General features: G+C 50.5%; 10 protein-coding genes and 1 pseudogene. 2 read left to right on the top strand and 9 right to left on the bottom strand.

The genetic code is table 11. From position 1 onward, the window contains the following. From ACI4WN_RS03960 to rsmG, 9 genes and pseudogenes are all read right to left on the bottom strand, one after another. Positions 1-263: pseudogene (locus ACI4WN_RS03960) on the bottom strand (ABC transporter ATP-binding protein); the annotation flags it as partial. Between the two features lie 10 nt (positions 264-273). Then, positions 274-2,001, bottom strand: coding sequence for an ABC transporter ATP-binding protein (locus ACI4WN_RS03955; RefSeq protein WP_439777058.1), 1,728 nt, complete (start codon positions 1,999-2,001; stop codon positions 274-276). Positions 2,002-2,129: 128 nt separating this feature from the next. After that, positions 2,130-2,900, bottom strand: a complete 771-nt coding sequence (locus ACI4WN_RS03950) for a DUF1129 domain-containing protein (protein WP_439777057.1) — start codon at positions 2,898-2,900, stop codon at positions 2,130-2,132. Between the two features lie 46 nt (positions 2,901-2,946). Beyond that, a complete protein-coding gene (ychF, locus tag ACI4WN_RS03945; protein ID WP_439777056.1) occupies positions 2,947-4,047 on the bottom strand; it encodes a redox-regulated ATPase YchF in 1,101 nt (366 codons plus the stop codon). 73 nt (positions 4,048-4,120) lie between these two features. Continuing rightward, the gene (locus ACI4WN_RS03940) at positions 4,121-4,384 is read right to left on the bottom strand and encodes a DUF951 domain-containing protein (protein WP_008462074.1); all 264 of its coding nucleotides are present in this window, start codon (positions 4,382-4,384) and stop codon (positions 4,121-4,123) included. After that, the gene (locus tag ACI4WN_RS03935) at positions 4,377-5,264 is read right to left on the bottom strand and encodes a ParB/RepB/Spo0J family partition protein (RefSeq protein ID WP_008462075.1); all 888 of its coding nucleotides are present in this window, start codon (positions 5,262-5,264) and stop codon (positions 4,377-4,379) included. Before ACI4WN_RS03935 ends, ACI4WN_RS03940 begins: the two co-directional genes overlap by 8 nt. Further along, positions 5,242-6,021 carry a ParA family protein gene (locus ACI4WN_RS03930; protein WP_279199478.1) on the bottom strand — a complete coding sequence of 260 codons (780 nt, stop codon included), beginning with the start codon at positions 6,019-6,021 and terminating at the stop codon, positions 5,242-5,244. The genes ACI4WN_RS03935 and ACI4WN_RS03930 overlap by 23 nt, the downstream gene beginning before the upstream one ends. Before the next feature lie 3 nt (positions 6,022-6,024). Next, positions 6,025-6,855: a nucleoid occlusion protein gene (gene noc / locus ACI4WN_RS03925; RefSeq protein WP_439777055.1), complete on the bottom strand. Its 831-nt coding sequence runs from the start codon at positions 6,853-6,855 to the stop codon at positions 6,025-6,027. 18 nt (positions 6,856-6,873) lie between these two features. After that, positions 6,874-7,593 (bottom strand): 16S rRNA (guanine(527)-N(7))-methyltransferase RsmG, encoded by a 720-nt coding sequence (gene rsmG, locus ACI4WN_RS03920; RefSeq protein ID WP_439777054.1) that lies wholly within the window; start codon positions 7,591-7,593, stop codon positions 6,874-6,876. 151 nt (positions 7,594-7,744) lie between these two features. Between rsmG and ACI4WN_RS03915 the strand changes: the two genes are divergently transcribed. Next, positions 7,745-8,290 (top strand): CvpA family protein, encoded by a 546-nt coding sequence (locus ACI4WN_RS03915; RefSeq protein WP_439777053.1) that lies wholly within the window; start codon positions 7,745-7,747, stop codon positions 8,288-8,290. 22 nt (positions 8,291-8,312) lie between these two features. Beyond that, on the top strand, positions 8,313-8,504 hold the full coding sequence (locus ACI4WN_RS03910; RefSeq protein ID WP_439777052.1) for a hypothetical protein: 192 nt from the start codon (positions 8,313-8,315) through the stop codon (positions 8,502-8,504). The last annotated feature ends 446 nt before the right edge of the window (positions 8,505-8,950 follow it).

The raw sequence follows: 8,950 nt of genomic DNA, 5'->3' as shown, positions 1-8,950 counted from the left end.
ACCACCCCAATGGCGTAGACCCCAGCCATCAGCAAGATGGCGTGGGCCAGCGGCGCAAAGTTGGCAGTCTTTTCCTTCAGCATCGGGGTGATGTAGCGGTCAATGACCTGCTCGATGAAGAGAGAGCCGATAACCGTGGAGCCCGCTGCAATGATGACAGAGATAAAGGAAATGATCAGGGAAGCGGGACTAACGTGGTAAACATACTTGATCAGGCGCCAAAAAGTCTTGCCTGGTGCTGGCGTTTGTTGTTTTTTATCCAATTCGCTTCACCTACTTACTATTTTCTTCTTGGTACTTGGCGATGGAGCTGTAGAGGTCATTACGCTTGATCAGCTCTTCGTGGGTACCGATATCTTCAATCTTACCGTGGTTCATGACGATGATCCGGTCAGCGTCCTTAATGGAAACGATCCGCTGAGAAATAATGATCTTGGTCGTCTGCGGCAGGTCGCGCTTTAAGGCCAGCCGGATTTCCCGTTCGGTCTTGGTGTCGACGGCACTGGTAGAGTCGTCCAAAATCAGGATCTTTGGCTTCTTCAGGAGGGCTCTGGCAATGGTAATCCGCTGTTTTTGCCCACCGGAAACGTTATTACCGCCTTGCTCAACCATGGTGTCGTAGCCGTCTGGCATTTCTTGGATGAAGCCGTCAGCGTGAGCAATCTTGGAAGCCCGCAGGATTTCTTCGTCAGTGGCATGCTCATTGCCCCACTTCAGGTTGTCCTTGATGGTCCCGGTAAAAAGGACATTTTTTTGCAAAACGACAGCAACGTTGTCTCTCAGGGCCTTGAGGTCGTAAGAGCGGACATTGTGGCCGCCGACTCTGACGGCACCGCCGGTTACGTCATAAAGACGCGGAATCATGGAGATCAGGGTTGACTTAGAAGAACCCGTTTCCCCGATGATCCCGATGGTTTCCCCAGACTTGATGGTCAAGTTGATGTCCTTTAAGGCGTAGTGGTCGTCGTCTTTGTCGTATTTGAAGTCGACGTTGTCAAAAACGATTTCCCCGTTAGTAACGTCTTCAAGTGGTTCCTTGACCGGATTGGTGATGGTTGGCTGAGCGTTTAACACTTCCGCCACCCGCCGGCCGCTGGCCTGGGCCATCATCAGCTGGGTGAAGATCATGGACAGGATCATCAAGCTCATCAAAACTGACATGGTGTATGAGAACATGGAAACCAGTTGCCCCGTTTCCAGCTGGTGACCCACGATCAATTTTGCCCCAAACCAGGACAGAGCCAGCATCACGGCGTTAACGGTCAAGGTCATGACTGGACCGTTAGATGCCATGATGATCATGGCCTTGCTAAAAAGCTTGTAAATCTTGCTGGTTGACTTTTCAAAGTTTTCGATTTGTTCCGTTTCGTGGACAAAAGTCTTGACTTCCCGCACCCCGCGAATATTTTCCCGGACCTTCCGGTTCAATTCGTCATAAGCCCGGAAGATTCTTGGGAAGTATGGGCGCGCACCATTGACGATCAAGATCATGGCAACGGCCAAAAATGGCACAGCGACCAAGAAAACCAAGGTCAGCTTGGCAGAGATCATCATCGCCATGATCAAGGAAATGACCAGCATGAACGGTGCTCTAACCGCCATTCTGATGCTCATCTGGTAGGCCATCTGGATGTTGTTGGTGTCCGTGGTGAGCCGCGTCACCAAACTGGCACTAGAGAACTTGTCGATATTTTCAAAAGAAAATTCCTGCATGTGGTAGAACATGTCGTGGCGCAAGTTGGCGGTAAAGCCAGCCGCCGCGTGAGCGGAGAAGTAGCTGGCCGCTGCCCCCAAGACCAGGGACACTAAAGTCAAGAAAATGGTGAACAGACCCATTTTTTGCACATAGGCCATGTTGCCCTTGTAGATGCCGTTGTCGATCAACATCCCCATGATGTACGGAATGTACATTTCGATGAAGACTTCGAAAATGACGCACAAGGGAGAAAGAAGCGTTTCTTTCTTGTACTGGCGCACGGACTTAAGCAAAGTCTTAAGCATTTTGCCTCCCTTTTAATCAATTACTTAAAAAAACTGTCTCAAACAAAAACAAATAGATGAATTCTCACCTATTTGTTTATCGCTTATTTAGTTTACACCTTTTTTAAAACAAAAGCACGCTATTGAATTTATTTTTTGTCCATGGTCAAGGTATCTGGGCTAAAGGAACTGCCGTGAATGCCGTAGTGCTTGCGGATCAGGTACCAAGCTCCAGTGGCAATCGCAGCCACCAAGAGGTCGGCCCAGCCTGGCAGAACCGGGTTGATGACAGACAAGGCCGGAACGGACAGAACCAAAACGATGGCCATGATCAAGACCAAGGAACCGATCAGGCCCCAGATAACCTTGCCCCAGGCCGTCTTGCCGGTCTTTGGATCTGGCTTCATCCAAGTGTTGTACTTGGTGAAGTACCAGCCCATGGCAATCCCCATCACGATCAGGGTCAAGATGCCGGAACCGTTGGCGGTCTTCTTGTTGTCGTTGGTAAACAGCTGCATCAAGCCGAACATCCCGGTCAAGATGGCCGTGTAGATGAGGGCACTGTCAACGCCCAGCAGCCAGTTTGGCACCTTAGTTGGCTTGACCACTGGGTGCAGGATTTGCCCAGCCTTGATGGTTGGGGATACACCAAAGAGGGTGCCGGCTGGCTGACCCTTGATTTGGGCCGCGTAGATGTCTGGCAAGAGGCTGTCAATTTCGGCGTCAGCCTGATCTTCCTTCATCCCGCCCGCGATCAATTCTTTTCTTAAGCGGAACAAGTAGTCCTGGTTCTTGTTGGACAGCTTCTTGGCCAAGTCCTTCGGGTTTTCTTGCTTGATTTCTTCCTTAGCGGCTTCAGCTTCGCCCTGCTTTTTCAGTTTTTCTTGCTTTTCAGCTTGAACCTGCTTTTCTTCAGTCACTGATTAGTCTCCTATTTTCTGTTGCTTTTTTCTTTTTTAAAAAAAATTAAACGTTGAAGCGGAATTCGATGATGTCGCCATCTTGCACTTCGTAGTCCTTGCCTTCCAGGCGGACACGGCCAGCTTCCTTGATCTTTTGCATGGTTTCATACTTGTCTAAGTCGTCAAAAGAAACGACTTCGGCTCTGATGAAGCCACGTTCAAAGTCAGAGTGGATGATCCCGGCAACTTGCGGTGCCTTCATCCCCTGCTTGAAGGTCCAGGCTCTGGTTTCCTTGCCGCCGGCCGTGAAGAAGGTTCTAAGGCCCAAAAGGTGGTAGGCAGCCCGGATCAAGCGGTCCAAACCTGATTCTTCCACGCCTTCAGCCGCCAGCATTTCTGCCTTTTCTTCATCGTCTAAGCCAGCGATTTCTTCTTCGATGGCAGCGGAGATGCCCAAGCAGCCGGCGCCTTCCTTGTCAGCGTGAGCCTTGACGATTTGGTAGTACTTGTCAGCTTCTGGGTCAGCCATGGATTCTTCGGCGATGTTGGCTACGTAGATGACTGGCTTAGAAGTCAAGAGGAAGAGGCCCTTCACGATCTTGGCTTCGTCGTCCGTAAACTTAATGGAGCGAACTGGGTCGCCGGCTTCCAGAACTGGCTTGATCTTTTGCAAAACGGCGTATTCAGCCATGGCTTCCTTGTCCTTTTGCTGAGCCATCTTTTGCACCTTGGAGATGCGGCGGTCAACAGAGTCAAGGTCAGCGTAAACCAGTTCCAGGTTGATGGTGTTGATGTCTTCTTCTGGGTCCACCTTGCCGGAAACGGAAGTGATGTTTTCGTCGTCAAAGGCCCGAACCACGTGCACGATGGCATCGGTTTGGCGGATGTTTTCCAAGAACTTGTTCCCAAGGCCTTCACCCTTAGAAGCCCCCTTCACCAAGCCGGCGATGTCCGTAAATTCAAAAGTAGTGTGGACCACCTTCTTAGCCGGGATCAGTTCTTGGATCCGGGCCAAGCGCTTGTCAGGCACTTCGACCATGCCCACGTTAGGTTCGATGGTGGCAAATGGGTAGTTAGCCATTTCCGCCCCCGCCTTGGTAATAGCGTTAAATAGAGTTGACTTGCCGACGTTTGGCAAACCGACGATACCAGCAGTTAAAGCCATGTTGTATATTCCTCTTTCTTGTCTTGTGTTTGTACTTGTCTATTTTTGGCCTTTTAGCCTGATTAGTCAATAACTAGCTAAAGTTTGGCCGGGCAATTTCTTCTTTAGGCACGTAAAAGTCGCTCTTTTGGTTGACCGGGTCGTTGGCCTTGGCCAGCAGCTTTTTTACTTTTTTATTGAAATCAGCCCGCGGCATCATGACCACGTGCCCGCAGCCCATGCACTTGAGGCGGATGTCAGCGCCTAAGCGCATGACTTCCCAGTTATTGGTCTGGCAGGCATGGGGCTTCTTCATTTCCACAGTATCTGCTAAAGCAAAAGTAAAGTTTTTAGTCATCGAGATTCACACCTAATAGATCTAAAATGCGGTTTAATTCTTCAGGGCCGGCAAAGTCAATGGACAAGTGGCCCTTGCCCTGCTTGTTTTCCGTGATGCTGACGGGAGAGCCAAACTTAGCAGAAAGCTGGCTTTCGCTAGCCTTGACAAAAGGCGACTTGCCCGGCTTCTTCTTCCGCTTTTGCCCGCGCTCGTTCATTTGGGAAACGAGGGCTTCCAGCTTGCGGACCGGCATCCCTTCCTTGACCACCCGCTTGGCCAGATCATCGATCTTGGTCTTGTCCTTTAAGCCAAGCAGGGTTCTCGCCTGCCCCATGGACAGTTCGCCCCGCTGCAAGAGGCCCTTGGTCTTTTGCGGCAAGGTTAAAAGGCGCAGGTAGTTAGTGATGTAAGGACGAGACTTGCCCATCTTCTTGGACACTTCTTCTTGGGTTAAGCCGAGATTCTTTTGCAGCATTTCGTAGGCCTGGGCTTCTTCTAAAGGAGTCAGGTCTTCTCTTTGCAGGTTTTCCAAGATGGCGACTTCCATCATCTGGCTTTCGTCAAACTGGCGGATGATGGCCGGGATGGTGGCCTTGCCAGCTAGTTCTGACGCCCGGAAGCGGCGCTCGCCGGCAATGATTTCATAGCCAGACACCGACCGGCGGACGATGATCGGCTGCAAAACGCCGTTTTCCTTGATGGATTCGGCGAGTTCGGTCAGCTTTTTTTCATCAAAATTCTTTCTTGGCTGATAAGGGTTGGGCCGGACTTCAGCCAAAGGCAGGTCTTCGATTTCTTCAGCCGGCTTTACTTGGGGCTCGTCTTCAAACAAGGCGTTCAGCCCGCGGCCCAGGCCCCCTCTTTTCTTCTCTTTGCTACTTCTTGAGTCTCTTGCCATGAGCTTTCAGCACCTCTTTTGCTAAGTCATCGTACACCTTGGCGCCGCGGGAATTTGGCGCGTATTCCGTAATTGCCTGGCCATAGCTTGGGGCTTCGGCCAGCTTGGTGATCCGGGGGATGATGGTCTTGTAAACCCGGTCGCCGAAGTATTCTCTTACTTGCTGCACCACGTCAGCCCCCAGGTTGGTCCGGGCATCCAGCATGGTCAAGAGCACGCCTTCAACGCCTAAGTCCTTGTTGAAATGCTTTTGAACCAGGCGAACGGTGTTCAGCAGCTGGCTCAAGCCTTCCATAGCGTAGTATTCGCTTTGGACCGGGATCAGGATGGACTGGCTGGCCGTGAAGGCGTTGATCGAGAGCTGCCCCAGGGATGGCGGACAGTCGATAAAAATAAAGTCGTAGGCGTCGCCTAAGTCGTCGATGGCCCCCTTCAAGCGGGTTTCCCGGGCCATCATGCTGATCAATTCCGTTTCCGCCCCGGCCAAGTTGATGGTGGCCGGCACGATGTCCAGGTTCTTGCTGGTGGTCTTTTTAATCGCTGAGGCAATCGGAATTTCATCGATCAAGACATTGTAGACGTCGTATTCAATCGTCGACTTTTCAATGCCCAGGCCTGAAGTAGCATTGCCCTGGGGGTCAATGTCCACAATCAAGACCTTATAGCCTCTTTTAGCAATTGACGCCGCCAAGTTGACGGTCGTGGTCGTCTTGCCGACCCCGCCTTTTTGGTTGGCTACCGCAATAATGCTTACCATGCGCTATTCCTCCTTTTTACCAGGCGCCTGATTCTTCATGACGATGGTGATCGTGTATTCGTCAGACGTCTTCTCTTCTTTAACTTGCACCTTGGTGCCGGCTTCTTTGGCCAGTTTCACGGCCTGCTTGATCGTGTTGATCTGGACGCGCAGGTCCTTGCTGTAGCGGATCGCCGGCTTCTTTGCCTTTTTCGGAGCAAAATAATTGTCAAAATCAGCCGCGATTTTTTCCGTTTCCTTGACGCTCAGGTCCTTGTCGAGGATTTCCTTTAAGAGCCGCCCTTGCTGGTCCACGTCCAAGGTGAGTAGGGCCCGGCCGTGGCGGGCACTGATCTGCCCTTGAGCCAGGCTTTGCTGGACGCTTGGGGCCAGTTTTAAGAGGCGCAATTTATTGGCCACGTAAGACTGAGACTTGCCGATATTTTGGGCCAGCTGGGTCTGAGTCAAGTTGTTGATCTTCATCAGTTCCTGGTAGGCCAGGGCCTCATCGATCGGGTTCAGGTTCTCCCTTTGCAGGTTTTCGATCAGGGCCAGAGAAGCAGTCTGAGCGTCAGACAGGTTGTTGACGATGGCTGGAATTTTCTCCCAGCCCAAGCTCTTGGCTGCCCGGTAGCGGCGCTCGCCGGCCACGATTTCGTAGCCTTCGCCGTCTTCACGCACGACGATTGGCTGCAAGAGCCCCTCTTCGTCCAAGGTCTGGGCCAGTTGCTTAATTGATTCCTCACTAAAAGTTCTTCTAGGCTGATAACGATTAGGGTGAAGCTGCGCGATTGGCAGATCCTGGACCTGCTTGTTTTGAGGCAGGTCATTTTTATGGAAAAAGCTAAAAGCCATACGGTTTCCTCCAAAGAATTATAAAGGCTTGCGGTTCGGGGTGCCGGCTTGGCGCGGGTACTTCTGCGGCGTGGCCTGAACTTTATCGGTCACGATGATGGTCCGCTCCTCGCTGCTCCCTGGCAGGGTGAATTCCTTAACTAATGCCGTCTTGCCGCCGAGGGTCGCAAGCGCCTTTTTAGCATCATCCAGCTCGCTTTCGGCCTTGGGCCCCTTTAAAGCAACGAACTTGCCGCCCACTTTGGCCAGGGGCAGGCAATATTCGCTCAAAACGCTCATGCGGGCAACGGCCCGGGCGGTCACCAGGTCAAAGTGCTCGCGGTATTCTGGGTTTTGGCCGACATCTTCGGCCCGGCCATGAACCAGGTTGACGCCAGTGATGTCCAATTTTTCCATTAGATCCTTTAAAAAAGTAAGCCGCTTGCCTAGAGAGTCGACGATGGTCACTTCCAAATCCGGACGCAGGATCTTGATCGGCAAGGACGGAAAACCCGCGCCGGCCCCCACGTCGCAGAGGCTGGCGCCTTCAGTAAAGACTTCTGGCACGAGTAAAAGCGGCGTAATGCTATCATAGAAGTGCTTGAGGTAGACTTCGTCTTCGTCAGTGATTCTGGTCAAGTTGACGTATTCGTTGACCCGGACCAATTCTTTAAAATAAGTTTTAAATTGTTGCTCTTGGCGGCTAGACAACTTAAAATTATTTTTTGATAATGTTTCTGCAAAAAGTTCAGGATTCATCGCGTTTCACACCCTTTAAATGTAACGCAAAATAGTATCTTGCGCAAAAATGTTACACAAACTGTCTTTATAAATTATGGATTATTTTGGCCCTGAGGTCAAAAAATTCCGTAAAAAATCACGAATCAAAGAATTTAGAAAGAAGATCACCATGCTTTTAGTAATTTTCGTCATTTTGTATCTTGCTTGGCAGACCTACAAGGGCTACCAGGTCGGCTTTTCCAAGCGGATCGTCAACCTGATTTTTGCCGGGATCGTCTTCATGATCGCCATCATGCTGCAAAACCCGGTCGGCAACCTGGTCTACAAGCTTTTTATCGGGCAGAGCAACACCGCTAGCGCCGTAGCCTCGGCGAACTCCAGCCTGGTTTTGCAGATCTGCCGCTTCGGCGCCTTCTTCGTCTTGCTCTTTGTGCTCAAGCAAGTTACCAAGATTTTTAAAAATTGGCTCCCAGAGCAAAGCAACAAGGTTGGTTTCACGGCGGCCCTGGACCACACGGCCGGCGCCATCGTCTCCTTCGTTGCTGCCTACTTCTTCATGTACGTGGTCTTGTCGATCCTAAATTCTGTAGGGAGCGACTTTTTCACCCAGACGATTTCTGACTCGGGCTTTTTGACTTTCATCGTCAAGGACACGCCTGGTTTATCAACCGGCGTCTTCAAGACCCTGTTCAGCGTCAGCCGGACTACGGCGTAATTTCATTTTTGGAGGACTTTAAATGATTAAGAAAATTATTGGGTATAGTCTAGTGTCAACACCGGTACTCATGCTGTTATCATACCTTTTAGACAGTGTTTTTAAGCGCAGCTTTAACCTTGGACAAGTATTTTTGGCCGCTCTGGCTTTCAGCATCATTTATAACTGTGCGTTTGAATGGCGGGTTAAGAAGATGGAGCAACGGAGCAAGTAGTTAGTCTGTCTAAGCGATATACTAACAGTGATTTGCATAACAAATTGTTAGGTAAAAAGGTCAAGATCCATGAAATGGGTCTTGACCTTTATTTTGTCTCAGTGTTAGGTACAACTTTAGTCTTTGCCAGCGTTGGTGCTTGCACAAGGGTTGGGACAGACGAGACGCGCATGATGTTGCACAAAATGATATCAACCGCCAGACACACCTGCACAATATGATATCAACCACCGGGCTCACCTGCACAAAATGATATCAACCAAACTCATTATTACTAGCATCTAACTCGAGTTGACATCATTTTGGGCAACACTTCGCGCCGGTTGACATCGTTTTGGGCAAATCATCACCTCGGCTGACATCATTTTGGGCAAATCATCACTTCGGCTGACATCATTTTGGGCAAATCATCACCTCGGCTGACATCATTTTGGGCAAATCATCAC

It is taken from the genome of Lactobacillus sp. (genome assembly GCF_051893255.1).
GTDB lineage: Bacteria > Bacillota > Bacilli > Lactobacillales > Lactobacillaceae > Lactobacillus.
This window is presented reverse-complemented; position numbering and strand designations above follow the sequence as displayed.